Source organism: Paenibacillus sp. RC73, from assembly GCF_044908085.1.
GTDB lineage: Bacteria > Bacillota > Bacilli > Paenibacillales > Paenibacillaceae > Paenibacillus > Paenibacillus terrae_A.
The window spans coordinates 60,648-80,463 of the sequence record NZ_JBIYCV010000012.1; the positions used below are offsets into that span (position 1 = coordinate 60,648).

At 43.0% G+C, this 19,816-nt stretch carries 19 protein-coding genes; 2 read left to right on the top strand and 17 right to left on the bottom strand.

The window, feature by feature from the left end; all coding sequences use genetic code 11:
• Positions 1–125 precede the first annotated feature (125 nt).
• The 12 genes from ABH897_RS23130 to ABH897_RS23185 form a co-directional block, all read right to left on the bottom strand.
• A complete protein-coding gene (locus ABH897_RS23130) occupies positions 126–668 on the bottom strand; it encodes a carboxymuconolactone decarboxylase family protein (RefSeq protein WP_404592780.1) in 543 nt (180 codons plus the stop codon).
• 22 nt (positions 669–690) lie between these two features.
• Positions 691–1,476: an ABC transporter ATP-binding protein gene (locus ABH897_RS23135; protein ID WP_404592781.1), complete on the bottom strand. Its 786-nt coding sequence runs from the start codon at positions 1,474–1,476 to the stop codon at positions 691–693.
• Positions 1,477–1,502: 26 nt separating this feature from the next.
• On the bottom strand, positions 1,503–2,321 hold the full coding sequence (locus tag ABH897_RS23140; protein ID WP_404592782.1) for an ABC transporter ATP-binding protein: 819 nt from the start codon (positions 2,319–2,321) through the stop codon (positions 1,503–1,505).
• The gene (locus ABH897_RS23145; protein WP_404592783.1) at positions 2,308–3,324 is read right to left on the bottom strand and encodes a hypothetical protein; all 1,017 of its coding nucleotides are present in this window, start codon (positions 3,322–3,324) and stop codon (positions 2,308–2,310) included. The genes ABH897_RS23140 and ABH897_RS23145 overlap by 14 nt, the downstream gene beginning before the upstream one ends.
• Positions 3,325–3,345: 21 nt before the next feature.
• Positions 3,346–4,182 carry an ABC transporter permease gene (locus tag ABH897_RS23150; protein WP_283652712.1) on the bottom strand — a complete coding sequence of 279 codons (837 nt, stop codon included), beginning with the start codon at positions 4,180–4,182 and terminating at the stop codon, positions 3,346–3,348.
• 17 nt (positions 4,183–4,199) lie between these two features.
• Positions 4,200–5,117, bottom strand: a complete 918-nt coding sequence (locus ABH897_RS23155) for an ABC transporter permease (protein WP_283652713.1) — start codon at positions 5,115–5,117, stop codon at positions 4,200–4,202.
• Between the two features lie 49 nt (positions 5,118–5,166).
• The gene (locus ABH897_RS23160) at positions 5,167–6,696 is read right to left on the bottom strand and encodes an ABC transporter substrate-binding protein (RefSeq protein ID WP_404592784.1); all 1,530 of its coding nucleotides are present in this window, start codon (positions 6,694–6,696) and stop codon (positions 5,167–5,169) included.
• A gap of 25 nt (positions 6,697–6,721) precedes the next feature.
• The gene (locus tag ABH897_RS23165) at positions 6,722–7,705 is read right to left on the bottom strand and encodes a M14 family metallopeptidase (RefSeq protein ID WP_404592785.1); all 984 of its coding nucleotides are present in this window, start codon (positions 7,703–7,705) and stop codon (positions 6,722–6,724) included.
• A gap of 564 nt (positions 7,706–8,269) precedes the next feature.
• A complete protein-coding gene (locus ABH897_RS23170; protein ID WP_404592786.1) occupies positions 8,270–9,454 on the bottom strand; it encodes an MFS transporter in 1,185 nt (394 codons plus the stop codon).
• Between the two features lie 102 nt (positions 9,455–9,556).
• Positions 9,557–9,862, bottom strand: coding sequence for a helix-turn-helix domain-containing protein (locus ABH897_RS23175; RefSeq protein ID WP_404592787.1), 306 nt, complete (start codon positions 9,860–9,862; stop codon positions 9,557–9,559).
• Positions 9,843–10,199, bottom strand: coding sequence for a hypothetical protein (locus ABH897_RS23180; RefSeq protein ID WP_283652718.1), 357 nt, complete (start codon positions 10,197–10,199; stop codon positions 9,843–9,845). The genes ABH897_RS23175 and ABH897_RS23180 overlap by 20 nt, the downstream gene beginning before the upstream one ends.
• Positions 10,200–10,445: 246 nt before the next feature.
• A complete protein-coding gene (locus ABH897_RS23185) occupies positions 10,446–10,997 on the bottom strand; it encodes a TetR/AcrR family transcriptional regulator C-terminal domain-containing protein (RefSeq protein ID WP_283652719.1) in 552 nt (183 codons plus the stop codon).
• 156 nt (positions 10,998–11,153) lie between these two features.
• On the opposite strand from ABH897_RS23185, the gene ABH897_RS23190 reads away from it, so the two are divergent.
• The gene (locus ABH897_RS23190; RefSeq protein ID WP_283652720.1) at positions 11,154–11,996 is read left to right on the top strand and encodes an SDR family oxidoreductase; all 843 of its coding nucleotides are present in this window, start codon (positions 11,154–11,156) and stop codon (positions 11,994–11,996) included.
• Positions 11,997–12,000: 4 nt separating this feature from the next.
• A complete protein-coding gene (locus ABH897_RS23195; RefSeq protein ID WP_283652721.1) occupies positions 12,001–12,495 on the top strand; it encodes a nuclear transport factor 2 family protein in 495 nt (164 codons plus the stop codon).
• 88 nt (positions 12,496–12,583) lie between these two features.
• Here ABH897_RS23195 and ABH897_RS23200 read toward each other — a convergent pair whose 3' ends face one another.
• The 5 genes from ABH897_RS23200 to moaA all read right to left on the bottom strand — a co-directional run bounded on the left by ABH897_RS23200 (position 12,584) and on the right by moaA (position 19,794).
• Positions 12,584–13,420, bottom strand: a complete 837-nt coding sequence (locus ABH897_RS23200) for a methyl-accepting chemotaxis protein (protein WP_283652722.1) — start codon at positions 13,418–13,420, stop codon at positions 12,584–12,586.
• Between the two features lie 327 nt (positions 13,421–13,747).
• On the bottom strand, positions 13,748–15,205 hold the full coding sequence (locus ABH897_RS23205; RefSeq protein ID WP_404592788.1) for a glycoside hydrolase family 1 protein: 1,458 nt from the start codon (positions 15,203–15,205) through the stop codon (positions 13,748–13,750).
• Between the two features lie 31 nt (positions 15,206–15,236).
• Positions 15,237–17,150: a beta-glucoside-specific PTS transporter subunit IIABC gene (locus ABH897_RS23210; protein ID WP_404521173.1), complete on the bottom strand. Its 1,914-nt coding sequence runs from the start codon at positions 17,148–17,150 to the stop codon at positions 15,237–15,239.
• A gap of 204 nt (positions 17,151–17,354) precedes the next feature.
• Positions 17,355–18,188: a BglG family transcription antiterminator LicT gene (gene licT / locus ABH897_RS23215; protein WP_404521171.1), complete on the bottom strand. Its 834-nt coding sequence runs from the start codon at positions 18,186–18,188 to the stop codon at positions 17,355–17,357.
• Between the two features lie 589 nt (positions 18,189–18,777).
• Positions 18,778–19,794, bottom strand: a complete 1,017-nt coding sequence (gene moaA / locus ABH897_RS23220) for a GTP 3',8-cyclase MoaA (protein WP_404592789.1) — start codon at positions 19,792–19,794, stop codon at positions 18,778–18,780.
• Between the last annotated feature and the right edge of the window lie 22 nt (positions 19,795–19,816).

A 19,816-nucleotide genomic window follows, 5' to 3' on the forward strand; every position in this document is an offset into this window, starting at 1 on the left:
AATGTCACATAACTGACGTCACCACAGTGTAGCGATACTGTGTTATCAGATTAATGTATGTATGATGCAAAAAGATCCTTTATCCAACAGGACAAAGGATCTTTTTGAAATATTCATTTATTTGGTTACGACTTGGTCGGGAGAATATTTTTGTCAAATTCAACTTCAAATAAATACTCATCTAGGTCCACTTTCATCGCTTCGTTAAAAATATTGGAAGCGATCATTTTGCACCCGACTGTTGTAATCAGCACAATTTCCTCATTGGAAAAATGACGCTTCAAATCTTCATAAATCCGGTCTTCGATATGGTTGGGATTATTAACCAAACCCCTGCCATAATCGATCAATATTTTTTCAATCTCTGTAAATTCAAATTGTTCAAAAGTAAGATTCAAATCTCTAAGCAGCTTGGCATGATAGGTGGAACAAACCAGGCAGTCATTTTCCGTGGAAATGGCATAGCAGTAAAAGTAAATGGCCCGGCTTCCGATAATTTTTTGCAATTCGTTTCGAACCGGGTAAAATTCCATCGCACGAAAGGACGGCATCGAATACAGTAAAGTCTTCACCATATTGGTGACTCTTCCGTTCTTGGTTCTTTCCTCATAAAAGTCTTTGGCTTCCGGGGACATATCCTCCACCTGCAGTAAAGGTACAATGCTCATAGGTAACTCCTCCTTCAAAATATTAATTAAAATACGGGATTTGTATTTGCGGAATAGCGTTGATCAAAGACTGAGTATAAGCATGCTCGGGACGGTTGAAAATCTCGTCTGTCGCCCCAAACTCCACGACCTCCCCCTGCTTCATCACCATGACCCGATTGGAAATGCTATAAACAACCTCCAGCCCGTGCGCGATGAACAGATAGGAAATGCCCCATTTCTGCTGCAAGTCTTTTAACAGCTCCAAAATTTGAGATTGAATTGTCATATCCAGGGCAGAGGTCGGCTCATCACAGACTATAATCGTTGGCTCAGCCGCCAGCGCACGGGCAATACCGACACGTTGGCACTGTCCCCCGGACAATTCCTTGGGATAACGCTCCCTGTACGCATTTGGCAATCCGACATCATTCAACAGACCATCAATGCGGGTGTTTATTTCCTGCTTCGTGAGACTAAAATATAATTTTAACGGCTCAGCCAAAATATCCTTAATTTGCAATCTCGGATTCAGGGAAGAAACTGGGTCCTGAAAAATATACTGAATATTCCGTTTCGTAGCCTTGGAACGGGTCCTCGTTCCGCTTAGACGCTCGCCATCCAGAGAGATATCGCCTGATGTCACAGGAATCATGCCTGCAATCATTTTGGCTACAGTCGTTTTCCCACTGCCCGACTCCCCAACAATGCCCAGTGTTTCCCCTTTCATCAAGGAAAATGAAACATCCTTTACCGCAGCAAAATCGGTATTGCTTTTCGTTCTGTAGCTTTTATTCAAATGCGCAACCTCTAAAATCGGCCGACTCATGACTCCACTTCCTTCTGTAACAGTCTTTACAACACGTCTTTAAAATAAATTCGCGGCATACTGTTCAACAGTTGTTTGGTATAGGGATGCTTGGGATCAGAGAAAATGTCTGTCTTGGTTCCTTCCTCCACCAATTCTCCCTGCTTCATTACGATGACCCTGTCCGCCATCTCATAGACAACGCCCAAATCATGCGTAATGAACAATATGGTCATGGCATACTGCTCCTTCAGCCTGCGGATCAGCTTCAAAATATGAGCCTGAACGGTCACGTCCAAAGCCGTTGTCGGCTCGTCCGCCAGCAATAACTGCGGCTTGGAGGACAGGGCCATCGCAATCATAACCCGCTGTCTCATCCCGCCGGACAGTTGAAACGGATACTGATTTACCACTTCATCCACGTTACGGATTTCCACCTGCCGCAGCAGCTCTTTGGCCTGCTCCAGCGCAGCTTTTTTGCCCATTTTAGTGGATGCGTGTAAACGGATGACATCAACTATCTGCGTTCCGATGGTATAAACAGGATTCAGTGCGCTCAGCGCGTCCTGAAACACCATCGCCATCTGCTTCCCGCGGATTTTAACCATTTCCTTCTCGCTCAGCTTCAACAAATCTTGTCCGTTAAACAGGATTTGACCGCCTGAATATGTCACGGTAGGAATCGGCAGCAACTGCATAATTGCTTTGGCCGTTACACTTTTACCGCTGCCGGACTCGCCTACCAGACAAACCATTTCTCCCTCATAGATGTCAAAGGACAAGCTGGAAAAAACGGAGGTCACTTGTTGATTTTTTTCAAAATCAATTTGTAAATGTTTTACTTCAACGATTTTATTTCCCGCCATGGTGTATCTCCTTGAACAAAGGGAATGTCGGCAAGGCAGAATGCTCCTGCGCTTGCAACTGCTTCAATGCGGCCTGAGCCAGAGCCAGATCGAATATGGACAAGCCAAATCCGTTGAACATTAGCTTTTGTCCGGCATTTTGCCTGAGCGCCGCCTTTTTCAACAAAATATCTTCCAGCAGCGTTACTTTACGCTCCAGCCCATCGTCCTCTCTGGCCAACCGGAAAAGCGACTGACTGCTCGTCATGACCCCTCCGCGAAAGTCATCACAGATAATTCCATCGAATTGTGCAACCGCCGGGGAATCAATATCCCGCATCCCAATGTGCAAATATAAATGTCCATTAACAAAATGGTGGGAATGCAAATAAGGGGTGGCCGCAGAAGTGGCGCCAATGATAATCTGGGCAAAATCCAAACAGCCGGGCAGTTCCTTATGCACACGGCCGATTATATTCAGGTCTTGGAGCAAATCCGCCACATCCCGGTTCATTTGATCCGCATGTGCAGCATTCCGGCTCCATATGTGTACTTCTTTCAAATGAGGCAAAAAGGGTAGTACACCCTTCAACTGATGCTTCGCCTGAAACCCCGAACCGCAGATAAGCAGAGACGTTGCCATGGGGTCGGCCAAGTATTTGATGGCTGTCGCCGACACCGCTGCCGTCCTTAATCCGCTGACCAGCTCGCCTTCCAGCAAAGCTTCAGGTACGCCTGTCTGCAAATCATTCAATATAATAAGCGGATGCGTGTAAGGCTGGTTGCCAGAAGCTTTAGGAACATGCGAGGTCCATTTGATGCCTGCCACACCTTCCTCTTTTAAATAAGCCGGCAAAGAATAAAAGGCTCCTGCTTCGAGACTGTCCGGAATCATGGCAATTTCCTGTGCACCCGCCGCATTGCCAGCAGCCTTTTGTATAAAGGTGCGCTCAATGATGTGCTGTGCCGCCCTTGCATCGGTAATACCGCTTTGTACAATCTGTTCGCGGGAAATGATAACCATATCCAATCCCTCCCTCCAGCTTTAAATTTCGGCCTTGTCTCTCAACCAGTCACTGAATAAATTGATAGTCAAGATTACAAAAGCAATGACGATACCCGGCAGTGTAGAAAGCCACCATGCGGAGCTGATATAATTTTTGCCATCATTAATCATGCCTCCCCATGTCGGGGTTGACACATCTACACCCAGGCCCAGAAAGCTGAGCGATGCCGCCAACAAGATCATATGGGACATCTGGAGCGCGGCCTGCGTAACAATTGTAAATAAGGTGTTGGGAAAAATATGTCTGCGCATCACCGTAAAGTCGGAGACTCCCATCGCCTTCGCCGCCTCGACATACTCCAGTTCCTTGAGCGACAGCACCTGACTTCGGACCACCCTCGCAAAAGTAACCCATCCCGTAATAGAAAGGACAATAACGATATTCGTCAAGCCTGACCCGAGAACCGCAACCATAACAATTGCCATTAGCATACTTGGAATGGACATTTGAATATCAGCAAGCCGCATCATGAGAGCATCCACTTTGCCGCCGTAATACCCTGAAATAATGCCAATGACACTGCCCAATATACCAGCGATAAAAACAGCAAGAAAACTCATCCATAAGGAGAGTCTTCCTCCATAAAAGAGACGACTGAGTACATCTCTGCCCAACTGGTCAGTCCCCAGCAGGCTGATCCCCGATTGCGAGCTAAAATGACTAAACGGCGGGATCAGGATGTCTTGCAATGACTGTTTATAGGGATCAAATGGGGCAAAAAAAGGAGCAAAGATCGATAATGCAAAAATAAAACAAAGTGACGTTATGCTGGCTACTCCCTTAACGTTCCCCCGAAGCAGAGATTTTCTCTTCATTGTGTTTCCTCTCTTCGTTATTGCACTTTAATTCTCGGATCAATCCAGAGATATATTAAATCGGTTATAAAATTGATCAGGATATAAATGATACTGACAACCAGGATACTGGCTTGCACCAGCGGAAAGTCCCGGTTGCTGACTCCCTGTATAATAAGCTGTCCCACACCCGGCCAGGAAAAGATCGTTTCGGTCACAACCGCTCCTGCGATCATCACACCGAACTCCAGGCTTATGACGGTTACAACCGGCAGGAAGGCATTTTTCAGCCCCCGCCGGAGTATCCGTTGCCGCTTGGAAAATCCCTGCGCCTGACTGGTGGTCATATAACTTTGATTCATAACCTCGATCAAAGAGGCTCGCATCGTCCGGGCAATCGGAGCAATGGGATAAGCCGCCAGCGTAACTGCTGGCAAAATTAGCGATGCCAGCCCCCGGTTGCCCGAGGTCGGCAGCAAATGCAGATTGACCGCAAAGATCATGATCAATACAATACCGATCCAGAATACGGGCAAGGACTGGGTGAGAAAAATCCATATGCTGATCACATAATCAATGAAGCTGTTCTTTTTGTAGGCAGATATGATTCCTGCTGCCAATCCGACAACGATCGCAATCACAATCGCCGAAACGGCCAGATCAACCGTCGCAGGCATTCGCTCCAGTACAAGCTTCAAGGCCGAATCCTTATAATATAAGGAGTTCCCCAAATCGCCGGTTACCAGATTTTTAATATAGTCCACATACTGCATCCATAACGGCTGATTGAATCCCAGGCTCTCCCGCAGCGCGGCTACCTGCTCCTCGCCGGCCTCCGGCGGCAGCATCAGACGAGCAGGATCACCAGATAGACGAATAATGAAAAATACGATGGTAGCCGCACCCAGCACAGCCAGCAGCGATTGTAAAAAGCGCCTAAACACATAACGTTTCAATCAAAACACACTCCTATTCAAGCTCCCATATGTTCTGACAAAACATATTTTACTTGTTGTTGGCCGTGATGGTCGATACCGGCATAGAGCCGTCCACACGTCCATTCCAGTTCAAACGGTCGGATACGCCATAATATTGGTTCTCCTGGTACAGGAAAATTCTCGGCGCATCTTCCAGTACTTCCTGTTCAATTTCCTTATACAGAGCCTTGCGGCGGTTTTCATCCGTTACCGATCTGGCTTCATCCAGCTTGGCATCCACACTCGGATTGGCATAGGTGGAGTAAGACTCCCCGGAACGCAGAATAGCATAGATCGCGGCATCGGCATCCAGCGTGTTCGTGCTGCTCCAGCCCAATACGTACATATCAGATTGCTTACCGGATGGAATCAGCGTGCGATAAACCGAGCTTTCCACGTTATTTACCTTGACATTCACACCAACAGCCTTCAATTGCTCGGCAATCACCTGGGCCACATCCGTATTTTTGATGTACCAGTTTACCGTATCCAGCGTTATAGAGAACCCTTTAGGATAGCCCGCCTCAGCCAACAGCTGTTTGGCCTTCTCCGGATTATATTCATAAGCATCAAACTCGCCGGCGTATCCGAAATCTTTTGGCCCAATCAGGCTGTTCGTTTCGACAGCCGCATCCTTCAATACATTTTTCACGATGGATTTTACATCAATAGCATAGTTCAGTGCCTGTCTGACCTTTTTATTGTTAAAAGGAGCCTTATCCGTTTTCAAGCCCACATACACGGTATTGCCTGCTCTTTCCACCGTGGACAGCTTGGCTGTGGAGGAAGAAGTCACCTTGTCCCGATCCTCAGGCGAAACTGCGGTAATAATGTCCACCTCGCCATTCAGCAGGGCGCTTACCCGTGTGGAAGCTTCCGGAATCGAACGGAACGTCACCTTTTTCACCGCAGGCTCGCCGCCCCAGTAATTTTTGTTGGCTTCCAGCTCGACGCTGCTGCCTTTATCCCATTTCACAAATTGGTAAGGCCCGGTGCCAACCGGTTTTTGAGCAAATTGCTCCTGTCCGGCTTCTTCTGCATACTTCGGAGGAACCATTTCAGTCGGATAGCGGTTAAAGCGGGTCGGAACTAACGGGTCCGCTTTTTTCGTAATGACATGAACAGTATATTCGTCCACCACTTTAACTTCTTTAATTGTCGAAATGTAACTTGCGGTCGGAGCGTTATTTTTGGGATTCAGCACCCGGTCGATCGTATATTTTACGACGTCCGCATTAAACGGCTCGCCATTGGTAAACGTAACGCCTTTGCGCAGCTTGAACTCCCAGGTCGTGTCGTTCACTTGACTCCAGCTTGTAGCCAGACCGGGAACCAATTGCTCCTTGTCATCCCGTTTTACCAAAGTGTCAAAAATATTATCTACAACTTGCGCATTTTCCGTCAGAAAGCCGGGATCAAGCCCGTTAATGTCAAACGCTCTCCCGATGGTAATTTCCAACTTCCCATCCTGTACAGGTTGTGTCGTACTGGTCGTAGAACAGCCTGCAACGATGATGGATAACAGGGTCAAAATAACTAGCAGCTTGGACTTTTTCATGATGTATAACCCCCAAAATAAATTTCTATTCAATAATCCCCAGCATGACGGCATAATCGTGTTGATGAACGACCGATGCCGTATGAATGGACAGGATAACAGCGTGATCTACGGGACAAATAATCCGGTGCGTTTCGTATTCAGGGAAAGAAAGGACTTCGATCAGCGGATCGCCAAGCTTGACCTCGTCACCTGCCGACGCCCTGAATCTCTGTAAACCGGAAGCTTCAAACCTTAATTCTTCAATTTTGGTAACACGGTGCGCGTCGCCCTTCCCCACAACCGAAGCGGGCGTACCCGCCAGTATGTGCAGTTCAGCGAGAATAGCATACAGAGACTGTTGGTGTGCGGCAACCCCTTCCTCTGTCCAATGCGAACCGCCTCCGCTTTCCAGCAGCACAGCAGGAATTCCATATTTACAAACCTCATTGATCAGCATCCCCTTGGCCCGGGATTCACACGTATAGATAGCCGTCAGATTCACAGCCTTTAACGCTGCCAAAGCGGCTTCATAGGCCAAAGTCTGATCGCTGGCCACCATAGCAAACGGGCATACGTCCAGATATTTGCCTCCCCCGTGCAGATCAATGAAGAAATGGGCCCAAGACGTGATCTTCTGAGCAAGCCATTCTCCGTAACGATAGGAATACGTGTCTGTCCGTTCCTGCTGAAACACCCGGTTCAAATTAACGCCGTCCAGCGGACTTTCATTGGTTCCGGCCTGAAAAGCGCTCGGGTTGGTAATCGGACAAACGATAATATTCCCCTTCAAACAGTTCACATCAAGATGCTCTATTAGATGAATGCAAGCTACGATTCCATCGTATTCATCTCCATGCAGAGCAGCCTGAATCCATACTGTTGGGCCTTCTTCATAACCTTTAATCAGAAAAAAAATGGCGGGAACATCCTGGTAGGTATCGTCAATTTTTGCAACTGATTTTCTGGGCTGACTGGAGAGGGCTTCCTCAATCGAGGCATATTTCAAAACATGTGCTGGCTGAAACATAAGCGACGACTCCTTGATTCTACCAAAAGGTGGATATTCACTCATATCATAGTATTCTGCTTTGTTTAATTGTTTTTACGATTCTAGCAGTCTTTTGTCGATTTTGTCAATGTAATAAACTTACTTTTTCACTGTAAATATACCTTCATGAATCTACCTGCAAAAAACGTAAGCCATATAAAAAGTAAGGTATGACACTAATACTATATCCAAGGGTAGAATATGAACCAAAAAGTGGACAAAAAAGAAATACTTGTTATCGTAATACATGACAAAAAGCCCGGAGCGGCAGCATACGTCTGAAGCGGTTTCTTTTAGGCTATATTTGCGATAATTATGCTACAATTTATTTCCTCCCTGAAGGATCTTACCAAGATGTACGAGTAAACATCAGACCTTTTGTTCCTGAAAATCTCCAGCCTTTCCCATCACTATCGTTGAAAAAATAATGACAAAGAGCCCGCGTGGATTATACAGTGATGAATAGGAACATTAAGACTTTTTAACTACAGAGCAAGCGAAATAGGCTTCCCGCTGTTTGCCTACGGGAAACCTATTTGCTGATCACATGATCTGATCACTTTTTCCTTTTCTTACCCCCAACAGAATGACGGCCATAACAGCTACCAGAACCGCTATAAACGCAAAGGGAATATATTTGTCCACCCGATACAGAGTCGTCGTCAAAATAGGAGCAATGATCGCAGAAATGCCCTGAACAGCAGCCACTAAACCAGCGGCTCCCCCTTGCTGTTCTTTACTGACAGACAGAGAAGCACCAGCCATAAAGCCGGGCATTAGCAAGCCCGTACCTATACCAAACATAAAGAACGCTGCATAGTAAACGATCAAGCTGGTTGACACCAGAAATAATCCCATTCCCGTAATCAGGAACAGAGAACCAAGCAAAATCATCGGCTTAGGCTGCCATTTAAGCCATTTCATCTGAACGATCTGTACAATCAACATGGCTGCCCCGGAAAACATGAGCCCAAAGGAAACGACTCTTGCTGTTTCTTCGGATGAAAGGCCTAATTGATCTTGCAAATAAAATCCGCCTATAACCTGGATGGTCACAATACTAATCATCGTAACCAAACCTGCAAACAAATACATCCGTAGACCAGACTGAAATGGGTTAATTCGAGCCGGCTTTTGCTGAATAACGGGTTTGGCAGCCGGAATCGCCAGCAGGGCCACTACAAATGCAACAGCGGCAATCACGATCCCAAAATATAAGGGCCACAGCAGCCCTATTAAAGTAAAGGCACCTGCAATAGCGGGCCCAAATACCAGTCCAAGCCCATTGGCTGCGCTAATGATAGCCATCCCAGTACCTCGATCTTCTCCCTCCGTCACATCTCCCATATAGGCTTGGGAAGATGACAATACCGCCGGGATAAACCCGCCTATCAAACCGCGTGTAATAATCAGCAGGACTAATAACAGCCACCCGCTAAGCCATCCATTTAACCCGCCAAAAAGAGTAAGCGTAAACAGCAAGCAACTTACACACATCCCTATGAACCCAATCAGGATTACAGGTTTGCGTCCTTTTGCATCACTCAGATTTCCCCATACTGGAGCCATTAAGGCCATGGTAATGGAACCCAGCGATATGATTAACCCGGAATGGCTTTCCCTTAATCCTAATTCACGAATAAGGGACGGCATAATTGGAGCAATAAGCATGAGCCCTAGCATAGCCACAAATACACTAAAAAAGATGCTCCCTTTTATTCTATTCATCCTCGTACACTCCTCTGTTATAGATTCTCTCTATGCAGAAGTATACGAGTGATAGCAAAACCCTGCTGCCTATATACGGATTATTCTACGGTTAAACGGATTTTAATTTGAAAATACTTTCTTTATGGATGATGGCTTCACTCCGTATTCGCGGAAAAATTGCTCTGAAAATGCACTCACATTACTGTATCCTACAGCCATCGCTGCTTCTGTCACATTGCTTTCTTGACTTCGTAGCAGCTTCATCGCATAGTCCAGACAAATGTGACGCAAATATTCAAATACAGTAGTTCCAAAACAAGCCTTGAACCCCTTTTTTAATTTAAAATCGTTTAGGCCAACTTTCTTGGATAATGTGATCAGTGAGGGAGGATCAATCATGCTGGATTCAAGGATTTGCCGGGCCATATGCAGCTCCCTTAAGAATTTGATTAAATTCAATGGCTACCTGCTGACGAGCTACCAACTGTGAGGTCGCATAGTTAAACAACGAAACAGGGATGCCGAGTGCAAATGATGTATATTGCTCATTAAATGGAGGATGAAACCAGGCTTTGAAATCCTGCAGAAAAATAAGTGCCCCTTGCCCCTTCGGGAGTGTATAATCCAGACCAGCCACATCCACATGACGTTGACCGGAAAGCGCAAACTGTAGTTCAATCATTTGTCCACTGGAAGAAAACTGGGTCGGATATGGCTCATAGTAATGAAGAAGAGTATTGTTTTCAAGACCTTCCTGTTGCATAACACTTGCGCATTAGGCCGTCCGAGCAATTCACTACGGTCATAAAGTAGCATATCCAAAAAAGTTTGATTCACCGATTAAATGAGGCCTGAGTCCGAGATCGAAAAATATCCACAGGGAGCTTTATCTAATTGAATATCCATTTCATGACTGCCTTTCTTTCTTCTTTTATCCTTTCTCTATACTAACTCACATCCAAGTAAAATGAAGACTGGAGAGTCAGATTTATAACTTTTAGTCAGGTTATCAATCTAGATGGAAATGTCTTTTTATCGGTAAGGGCATCGCTGAGAATATTAGTTCACCCAATTCTTCCGGAGATTCCTTCATGCCATTCTCAAGCCAGTCTTTCGTCACATTCACTCCCCCATATGCGTTGAATCTGATAGCGAAAAGGATGTCTGGAGGCAACGAAGTACTATTGGTTTTCTTAAGTATATATTTGGTGTGGCATTCAACAGTATAGTCAAAAATATTATTATAAAAAGACAAATGAGTATCATCGTCAAAAGCTTTTTTAAAATAGATATAATCCTCTTTAATAAACTCTACAATTCTCCCGGCAACACGTCCCCAAGACTCTTTCTCTATATATTGTTCAATAATTTTATCTGCCTTATCACTATAAATCCATGAAATTAAATCATATTTACTTGAAAAATGATAATAGAACATCTGCCTGCTGACCTGGCAATTATCAGTAATATCCGTTACGGTGATCGACTGGATCGGATGTTTTTTGGCTAAGTCTATCAAGGATTCAGCAAGAAGTTCCTTAGGAGTTGTTTTTCGAATCATGTTAGGCCCTCGCAAGATGTTTTATTTTATATTGTACACTATTGAGCATCTGTCTAAATTTTTAACACTCTCAAAAATCAGTCTATTATTATTTAATTACCTATATTTTATACTAATTATGTGAATATAATCACGAATAATTAAGGAGGCGTTCCGATGAGCAGTAACTTGACAGATTTGGGCTACAACGGAAAAGTAGTAGTCATTACAGGATGTGCAACTGGAATCGGTAAAGCAACGGCACAAAAATTAATTGGACTGGGCGCACAGGTTTACGCGCTGGATATCAAGGAACCTCAGTTTAAAGTAAAACAATACATCCCTATCGATATGGGAAGTAAAACATCAATTGAACAAGCAGTAGGCGCATTACCTGATACAGTCGATTTCGTTTTTAACTGTGCGGGCATTGCTGGAACCTCTTATGCTGGAAAAACATTTACCCCTAAACAAGTCATGAATATTAATTTTGTTGGAGTCAAGCATTTTGTTGAGCTAATTAAAGAAAAATTAAATCCACATTCCGCCATTGCTATTGTAGCTTCTGTAGCTGCTTTTGCTTGGGAAGCAAAAAAGGAAATTTTGCTGCCGCTTATTTCTTGTAAGACCTATGAAGAAGCACAAAACTGGCTGGATAGCCATTTGTCTGATGAAAAGGTAATGGCACAGAAACCGGAAGAAAACGGAGTTTACTTTTTATCAAAAGAGGCACTCGTGGCCTGGGTGAAATATGTGGCAATGGCTTATTCAGAGCAGCATATTAGAATAAATACAATATCTCCAGGTGCAACAAACACAGCCATGACTGAAGATTTTAATATCATATTTAAAAAAGTGATATCTGAAGATTTTACCTCCGTCGCAGGAATTGCTACTCCCGAGGATCAAGCAAATGCGTTATTATTAATAAATAGTAGCTTATCCAGCTATATTAGCGGGCAAGATATACAAGTAGATTTTGCTGGAGCCACTCAATATCTTTTTCATAAAGGAGAATGACAAAATGAATCCAAAAAAAATTAAAAATGTAACTATTAATGCTTCATTCAGCAGCGAAAATGAAGTTGCTAAAAAGAATATGGATGTCATTATCGACTTTTTTTCTTTATACCTAGGGGACACGGACAAATTTTATTCTCTGTGGGTTGAAGATAATCCGGTTGTCATTACCCCATTTACGACTGATGATGTGGCTGTTTTGCACGATTCTGTTCAAGAAGGCTGGGATGCCGTAAAAGGTTTCTTTAATCCCATTTTTAATGATATGAAAGGGACATTCGAATGGACCATTGATGAGTTTATGGTCGGAGAAAATCCTAACACGATTGTGACAAAAACACGCAGCCACATTGATATCACAGCGAATGGAGCATGGGGAGAAGACAAAAAAATAAAATACAACGGAATCTATGTACAGATCTTTAAATTTGAAAACAATAAAATTAAATCTTTCGAAGAGTATTATGATACTGCACTGTTAAACAAACATTACTCATAATGACTGACTATTAGAAAAAAGTCTCGGCCTGTGATCTACACTTCCATTACGGAATGCACATTTCACAGACCGAGACTTTTTTCATGCTTTATTCTGCGTCAACATCATCCGTTATTTTTTCTACTAACCCTCTCAAGCCGTGGTTGGTTACATTTAATTGATCAATAACATTCATAAATTCCGTTACAAGCTTGGCTTGCTCTTGGGAGGAAACTGCAATCTGCGTGATCTCTTGTTCCATGTTATAAACCGATTGTCTGACAGCTTGCAAGGACTGTTCAATTCGTCCAGTTGCTTCCTTTGTGCCCGTAGACATTTTGCGGATTTCTGTAGCGACAACGCCAAAACCCGCTCCTGCCTCACCCACCCGGGCTGCTTCAATTGCTGCATTTAATCCAAGCAAGTTTGTCTGCTCTGAAATTTCCTTAATGTAGCCGGCCACTTCAGTCACGTTACCGGAATCTTCAACCGCCTGTTTCGTATTGCTCAAGATTTCTTCGGCTGTCGCACTAAGCTCCTCCGAATGGGCCGCCACATGCTGAATCCCTTCAACTAGCTTGCTGGTAACCTCCTCAGCTTGAGTCATCAACTTCTTCAATTGATCTTGATTATCCATACTATAGGTAATACACATTACAGCCGCAATTTCATTCTGTTCATTCTTAATCGGATGAAAATATGAATCAGCAGCGATTCCAAAAACTTCAGCAGCATAACGCTCTCTGGTCTTTTCACCACCCACTAACATTTTGAAGTTTCTGTGGACGTCAGGAAGAGGGTCGCCTGCTTTGAAGTCATACACTAAACTTTTACCTGATTGAAAGAACAGAAACTTTTCTCCATCCATTACAGAAATTGAAACATCTTGTCGTGCAGCTTCTTTGATAAACGGCATAGCGGCCAAAACAGCTTCTACTTGATTCATAATATGTATCCACTTCCTTTTATTTTGATATATGCCCTATCTTATATTTCGACATTTTCATCCAATGTGTTTAGTCAATTTAAAAATACAATTCATTTTCTTCATACGTATACCATGTTCATTTTCTTTTAGGTAGTTTCATGTAAGTTATCACTGCCGAGAATTTTCGCATGTTTTCTGTTACTACTGGAAAAAGATTGTTTTCGTTTCATAATAAATTCAAACAGCGCGTACCGATTGAACATTGGCACGCGCTGGCTGTATATATTTTTTAAGACCCGTTTTTGGGTTCTCTCCACTCGCAAATCAGGCATTAGGATTTAAGATTTAATCCAACTGCTCTCCATTCGTTTCTATCACGTTCTTGTACCAATAGAAACTCTTCTTTCTGGATCTGGCAAGTGTACCGTTGCCTTCATTATCCTTATCAACGTAAATGAAGCCATAACGCTTTTTCATTTCACCGGTTCCTGCACTTACCAGATCAATACATCCCCACGGAGTATAGCCTATCAAGTCTACCCCATCAGCAATCGCTTCTTTCATTTGCTCAATGTGTTGTTTCAGATAGTCAATTCGATAATCATCGCTAATTGAACCGTCTTCTTCCACTGTATCTACGGCACCGAGACCATTTTCAACAACCATTAATGGGATTTCATATCGGTTATAAATGTTATTGAGGGACCATCTTAATCCCTGTGGATCGATCTGCCAGTCCCAAGCACTTGCTTTCAAATGAGGATTCTTTAATCCCATGGATAAATTCCCTCCCACCTTCTCCTGGTTGGGATCGGCACTGACACAAGTAGATGAATAATAACTGAAGGTATAGAAATCCACACAGCCTTCTTTAAGGATATTCTCATCATTTTCTTGCATGGCGATATCAATATTATTTTCTTTAAAATATCGCTTGGCAAATCCGGGATAGGCTCCTCTTACTTGAACATCTGAACACAGGAAGTTGCTCAAGTTATCCTTTTGTTGGGCCAGCAGTAAATCATCAGGATGACATGTAAGTGGATACGAACACATATAAGCAATCATACAGCCGATTTTAAAGTCCTTGTTGATTGCATGACCCAGCTTTACTGCCTTTGCGCTGGCAATAAATTGATGGTGCAAAGCTTGATACAGAACCTGCTCATCCTTCACTGTAGCATGGGCAAGCTCTCCATTCCCCTCCGGCATCATAGCTCCAGCCATGAACGCGCCAAAAGACAAGGTTAAGATATTGATTTCATTAAAGGTTAACCAGTATTTCACGACATCTTTGTATCTGTTAAAAAGCACTTCACAATATCTCACATAAAAATCGACGACTCTGCGATCTGACCAGCCATTATATTTTTGAGTTAGATTAAACGGCGCTTCGTAATGTGAGATCGTAACCAAAGGCTCGATATTATACTTTTTCAATTCTGCAAATACACGATCATAGAACTGTAAGCCTTGCTCATTCGGCTCTGTATCATCTCCGTTAGGAAATATTCTTGACCAGGCAATGGACATTCTAAAGACCTTGAAACCCATTTCTGCAAATAATCGGATATCCTCTTTATAGTGATGGAAGAAATCAATAGCCTCGTGACTTGGATAGTTCATTCCTTCTTCCAATACAGGTGTAATTCTTCGGGAAGTCGTATGTGTCCCAGCTGTAATTACATCGGCGGTGCTCAATCCCTTACCGTCTTCGTTATATCCACCTTCAAATTGGTTAGCAGCCGTAGCCCCTCCCCATAAAAATCCTTGCGGAAATTCCAATTTAGATGCATTTTTCATTGTTAATACCTTCCTCCATATTAAATTAGGATTACACCACGACGGTCAACAGGTCCTCTTGATACTCAATCGACTTCTTCTCTGTTTCAATTACATCCAGGTAATTCGCAGTATTGGCAACGATTACAGGTGTGGTCAGAACATAGCCAGCCTCTTTGATCGCTTCCATATCAAACTCCATGAGCAGCTGACCTTTTTTAACAGCATCCCCCTGTTTTACTTTAGGATAAAAGTGTTTGCCTTTTAATTTGACCGTATCCTTGCCTACATGGATAAGGACTTCAACACCGTGATCACTGGTAATTCCGATCGCATGCCCTGACGAAAATAATGATGTTAATACGCCATCTACAGGTGAAACGACCTTACCTTCCGAAGGTTCAATGGCAATCCCTTTTCCCAGTGCACCTGTCGAAAAGGCTTCGTCCGTGACTTCAGATAAAGGTTTCACTTCACCTTTTAACGGACTCATCACAGTCTCTTGTTTGACTAAAATTTCTCCTTTAGCTGCTCCTGTTGTGCTGTCTTCCTTGTTCGCTTCTTTCACTTCATCATCTTTAAATCCGCTAAAGAACATAAGCAGGAAGCCTAATACAAAGCTTACCAGGATACCAATAACAGCTCCATAAAATCCGCTGTCTATTCCTGCCGGACTGATATAGCTCGGAATGGCGAAAATACCCAATCCGCCAATGATGTACCCTTTAGTTCCCATCATTCCTATAATACCGCCACCTACTGCAGCCGCTATACAACTTAAAATAAATGGCTTCTTACGTGGTAATGTAATCCCGTAAATAGCTGGTTCTGTAACACCAAAAATCCCCGAGATGACAGCTGGAATGGAAAGTGATCTTAGCTTTACATTTTTTGTTTTAAGCAGAATCGCCAGCACAACACCCGTCTGAGCAAAGGAAGCTCCAAGCGTCGCAGCAAGGATCGGATCGAATTTAAGCACTGCTAAGTTGTTCATAGCGATAGGAACAAGTCCCCAGTGTAATCCAAAAATAACAAATACTTGCCAGAAAGCGCCCATGATTATACCTTCAATAATCGGACTTAAGTTATACACAAAGAGGGTTCCTGCTCCCAGCAGCTGACCAGCCCAAGTTGAGAGAGGTCCAATTGCGATCAGTGCTAATGGAACAATAACTAACAAGGTGAAAAACGGAACCAAAAATGTTCTCACTACGCTAGGGATAACCTTTTTAAAGAAGTTTTCTATTTTTGAGCCTACATAGGTGGATATGATAATCGGAAGAACGGTTGACGCATAGCTCATCAGAATGACCGGAATGCCCAGAAATGTTAAATATACCGGAGATTCAAATATGGTTCCGCCAAATAAAGTGTATAGCGGTTTGCCCGAGGCTGTTATCGTGCTAAATGTCGGATAAACAAGAGATGCCCCTATGGCCATACCTATAAAAATGTTGGCATTGAACTTTTTGGCCGACGTATACCCCAGGAAAATAGGAAAGAAGTAGAACAAACAATCACCTAAAGCATTGAGAATTTGATAGGTACCTGATGTTGTGGTAAGCAAGCCCAAAGCTACAAATAAGGCAGTGAAGCCCTTAATCATACCCGTGGCACTCAGGACACCAAGCGTTGGTGTAAATACACCTGAAATCGTATCAATAAATCTATTGAACAAACTCACTTTTTCGTCTGATACCTCTTCTGAAGACGCTTCCGAGAAACCGCCTAAAGCAATAACGTCAGCGTAAACCTCCGGTACATGGTTACCTATAACAACCTGGTATTGTCCGCCACTTTTTACTACTGTAACAACACCATCCATATTTTTCAAAACCTCTGTATTAGCCTTGCTTTCATCTTTTAGTTTGAAACGCAAACGTGTAACACAATGAGTTAGACTATTCACATTTCCCTTGCCGCCGACATTTTTGATAATGTCTTTTGCTAATGTCTCATACTTCATCGTAACTTCCCCTTTATTTGTATTTGGCATTTTGCATCCATCTCGAGAGCGTTTCAGCAATGGTATAGACTGCCTATATATTGTGTCTTCGAGGGAATTGAACTATTCAAAATAATGGTATTTATAAAAAAAGGCGAAACCAAATAGATCAAATTCGATCTAGGTTGGTTTCGCCTGCTTTACCAGTAACAATCCAAGAGTTATTCAATTTTGTCTTTGGGTCAAACGCTGAATATGAATCGTTATATACAGCTTTTCCTCATCTGACATTACCGTGTTCAAGTATTTTTCGATCTTCAGCATACAGCCGTAAGCCTTTTTATACTTGGCTTTCACTTGCCTCCACAAAAAATCGTCTTCCAGTTCTGTTTTTTCCTTTTTATTTAATCGCTGAAAGAAGAATCTTAAATGTGTAATAAAACGTTCATAACTGATTGAGTGTTCATCTATGGTGTTGTTATAAGAGTATTTAATAATATTTAAGATATCCTGTATTTTTTGAGTTTGCTGAGCAACATCCGCTACCTTATTGTAGGAGCTGTTTACTTGAGCATTTATTAAATGAAGGGCTATATTGCCTGCTTCATCTTCTGACAAGCATTTGCCTGTTTCGTCTTCAATGAACTCCAGTGCTTTTAATCCAACCCCAAATTCTTTGGGATAAAATTTTTTAATTTCCCAGATTAACGGATTTGCATTTTTAAGCCCTACATCAAACATTTTAAGTGCATTGTTCATGTGGTCTGTAAGCGAAACATATATATAATCGCTCAATTGTGCCTCTAATATGCTTTTTCCATATTCAATGATGTCATAGCATAACGAAACATATTCTGAAGGAACATCCTCTAGCAATAATTTAAATTTCTCTGAGGCATCCTTCTGTTTAAGCACAAAGACCTTTTCAATTAAATGCTCTTCTACTTGTTCTCCCGCACTCTTTTTGAACGCAATACCTCGACCCATAACAACAAATTCATCCCTTTTTGAATCTTTGGCTATTATGGCGTTATTATTAAATATTTTCGCTATGATCATCTAACTGCCCCCTTATCCCACAAAAATTTAAAAAAGGATTTAGTTGCTGGGCGAAATTTCAGATAGGTCACAAGACGGTAATAGCCGATCAAACCTTCGTCATAAATCAAATTAAAATGTATTTGATTTACAACTTCGTGTTATGAAAACGCATTCATATCAAGAGACAAAAGCCTTACGTTTTCCCTGAATGATCTTGAGTGCTCTCAAACCGATCTGATATTCCGTTTTGCAAATGGATATAGTCGGTTAACCACGTCCTATGACATCATTTTTCGGATGTCGATTCGTTGGTTGACGTCATCATCTTTGTTGTTCAGCACTTGTAAGGCTTTATATCACTCACCTTTCTGCGTTATGGCTGGGCCAGATATTCATATCGTGCAGGATATCACAAATCTTGTATTTCTAAAAGAAAAGGCAAAACCCAACACATGGAAATATTAATTCCATGCCTCGGGTTTTGCCTTTTCAGTAACAATCCCAACATCATAATAACACTTAATTTAAGCTTTGCCAACAAAAATGTTTGCGCTTTCTTTTTTGGGGCAGTCACGACAAATACAGCACTTTTTTCTGGTATAAAATGTTAACCGCCAATGTAGGACATGCTAATCTTTTTTCTGTTTTTTGCTGTCTGTTCAGTACGTTCATCGGAATACCGATCTGTGCGTTGTTCCCATACTGAAGTAATCACAGCAAGCAGCTCTTCGTCATTTGTCCCGTTACGAAGCATCTGACGTAGATCCAATCCGCCTGAAGCAAACAAGCACGTATAAAACTTGCCATCAGACGATAAGCGGGCACGTGTGCAGGACGAGCAAAATGATTCAGAAACCGAAGTAATAAAGCCAACCTGCGCGTCGCTGTCTCTATAACGATAACGCTTTGCCACTTCTCCAAAGTAATCCCGATCCATCGGCTCCAGCTCGTACACATTCTTAAGTCGTTCAACGATTTCTTTTTTGGTTAGTACCTTTTTGAAGCTCCACCCGTTGTCATTACCTACATCCATAAACTCGATAAAGCGAAGGGTTATTCCCTGCTCCTTAAAATAAGCGGTCATCGGCAAAATTTCGGAATCATTTAGATCTTTTTGTACCACCATATTGACCTTGATCTCAAAGCCGATTTCTCTTGCATATTCGATCTGCTTCAAAATAAAATCGGGCTTAATGCCCCGTCCATTCATCCGCCCAAATAGCTCGGGGTTCAGAGCGTCTACGCTGACATTAAGCCGTCGTAGCCCCGCTTCATAGAGACGCTTAGCCTGTTGCCCTAGCAGCAAACCGTTGGTGGTCAAGCCGACATCCTCCACTCCGTCAATGGACAGGATTTGGGAGACCAGGTCAGGTAGATTCCTGCGCATTAATGGTTCGCCGCCTGTGAGTCGGATTTTTTTTACTCCTAGGCACACAAAGAGCTTCGCCAGTCGGTGAATCTCTTCAAACGACAGACATTCACTTTTGGGAAGAAAGGCAAAATCGTCGCCGAAGATTTCTTTGGGCATACAGTAGGAACAGCGGAAATTGCAGCGGTCCGTAACAGATATACGTAAATCACGAATTGGCCGCCGCAATGGGTCCTTCAGCGGATACGAATTCATACGTTCCCTCCTTTTCTAGTGT

Excerpts from the sequence above, each read along its gene's own strand:
- ABH897_RS23145 (WP_404592783.1), bottom strand. The coding sequence starts at position 3,324 with ATGGTTATCATTTCCCGCGAACAGATTGTACAAAGCGGTATTACCGAT.
- ABH897_RS23185 (WP_283652719.1), bottom strand. The coding sequence starts at position 10,997 with ATGATTCGAAAAACAACTCCTAAGGAACTTCTTGCTGAATCCTTGATA.
- ABH897_RS23140 (WP_404592782.1), bottom strand. The coding sequence starts at position 2,321 with ATGGCGGGAAATAAAATCGTTGAAGTAAAACATTTACAAATTGATTTT.
- ABH897_RS23135 (WP_404592781.1), bottom strand. The coding sequence starts at position 1,476 with ATGAGTCGGCCGATTTTAGAGGTTGCGCATTTGAATAAAAGCTACAGA.
- ABH897_RS23160 (WP_404592784.1), bottom strand. The coding sequence starts at position 6,696 with ATGAAAAAGTCCAAGCTGCTAGTTATTTTGACCCTGTTATCCATCATC.
- ABH897_RS23205 (WP_404592788.1), bottom strand. The coding sequence starts at position 15,205 with ATGAAAAATGCATCTAAATTGGAATTTCCGCAAGGATTTTTATGGGGA.
- moaA (WP_404592789.1), bottom strand. The coding sequence starts at position 19,794 with ATGAATTCGTATCCGCTGAAGGACCCATTGCGGCGGCCAATTCGTGAT.
- ABH897_RS23130 (WP_404592780.1), bottom strand. The coding sequence starts at position 668 with ATGAGCATTGTACCTTTACTGCAGGTGGAGGATATGTCCCCGGAAGCC.
- ABH897_RS23175 (WP_404592787.1), bottom strand. The coding sequence starts at position 9,862 with ATGGCCCGGCAAATCCTTGAATCCAGCATGATTGATCCTCCCTCACTG.
- ABH897_RS23210 (WP_404521173.1), bottom strand. The coding sequence starts at position 17,150 with ATGAAGTATGAGACATTAGCAAAAGACATTATCAAAAATGTCGGCGGC.
- ABH897_RS23170 (WP_404592786.1), bottom strand. The coding sequence starts at position 9,454 with ATGAATAGAATAAAAGGGAGCATCTTTTTTAGTGTATTTGTGGCTATG.
- ABH897_RS23190 (WP_283652720.1), top strand. The coding sequence starts at position 11,154 with ATGAGCAGTAACTTGACAGATTTGGGCTACAACGGAAAAGTAGTAGTC.
- ABH897_RS23150 (WP_283652712.1), bottom strand. The coding sequence starts at position 4,182 with ATGAAGAGAAAATCTCTGCTTCGGGGGAACGTTAAGGGAGTAGCCAGC.
- ABH897_RS23195 (WP_283652721.1), top strand. The coding sequence starts at position 12,001 with ATGAATCCAAAAAAAATTAAAAATGTAACTATTAATGCTTCATTCAGC.
- ABH897_RS23165 (WP_404592785.1), bottom strand. The coding sequence starts at position 7,705 with ATGTTTCAGCCAGCACATGTTTTGAAATATGCCTCGATTGAGGAAGCC.
- ABH897_RS23200 (WP_283652722.1), bottom strand. The coding sequence starts at position 13,420 with ATGAATCAAGTAGAAGCTGTTTTGGCCGCTATGCCGTTTATCAAAGAA.
- licT (WP_404521171.1), bottom strand. The coding sequence starts at position 18,188 with ATGATCATAGCGAAAATATTTAATAATAACGCCATAATAGCCAAAGAT.
- ABH897_RS23180 (WP_283652718.1), bottom strand. The coding sequence starts at position 10,199 with ATGCAACAGGAAGGTCTTGAAAACAATACTCTTCTTCATTACTATGAG.